Genomic DNA, 1,009 nt, shown 5'->3' on the forward strand with positions numbered 1-1,009 from the left:
CGTACGCCTCGCCCGCTGGGCGGGACCCGGGACGCGGGTCGGCGCCGGTGGCGAACTCGTCGACGAAGAGCTGCCCGCCGCGGCGGAGGCGCTCGGGCTCGACCTCGGCGAACTGGGCGACGACCTGGAGGAGGGGGACGGCGAGGCGTACGCCAGCGAGGCGTGGCGGGTGGCCGTCGACACGGGGCTGGTGGCGGTGGAGGACGCGGATGCCTCCGGCGGGGAGGCGTTGTCGGAGGGCGCTTCGGAGGGCCCGTCGGCCGGCTCCTCCGGCTCCTCGGTGGGCCCTTCCGGCTCCTCCGGCTCCTCCGGCTCCTCGGAGGGCGACGAGACCGGTCGCGTCAGCCCGGGCGCCCAGCTCGCGCTGATCACCTCCGGCGCCCCGCAGGACATCCTGCCGCTGTGGCTGGAGGCCCTCGACGTGGTCTTCGCCGACGCGACCGCGCCGATCCTGGACGACCTGGCCGCCGTCATCGACGACGACGGCGAGATCGACTTCGACGCGCTCGACTGGGACCCGGAGGCGGAGGCGGAGTTCCTGGAGGGCGTCCTCGGCAACCTCTACCTGCTCACCGTCGCGGACGGCGGCGCGACCGAGGGGGCCGTACCGCTGCCCGTGCTCGCCGCGTCGATGATCGTCCCCGACGACATGGGCGAGCCGACCGACGACATCCTGGAGCAGGTCTCCGAGGCGATGATGCGGCTGGACGACCAGTTCCAGCTGCTGGAGCCGATCGGGCTCGTCACGTACACCCCCGTGGACGAGGCCCTCATGGTCGAGGACGCGGAGGGAGCCGAATCCGCCCTGCCCATCGACGAGGACGACGTCTCCCGGTACGGCCTGGTCCGGCTGACGCCCCTCGGCCTCTACGGGATCAGGTCCCGCATGCTGGAGGCCGGCGTGGACGCGCCGGCGGTCGGCGACCTCGCCGACAAGGACGCCCGCGCGCTGCTGGACGGGATCGCGCACTTCCCCGAGCTGTCGGCGCGCGCGGAGACCGAACAGTGG

1 pseudogene is annotated in these 1,009 nt (G+C 74.0%); it reads left to right on the forward strand.

What is annotated here, in order from left to right:
- Positions 1-1,009: pseudogene (locus GT042_RS02115) on the forward strand (hypothetical protein); the annotation flags it as partial.

This window comes from Streptomyces sp. SID3212, from assembly GCF_009865405.1.
Taxonomy (GTDB): domain Bacteria; phylum Actinomycetota; class Actinomycetes; order Streptomycetales; family Streptomycetaceae; genus Streptomyces.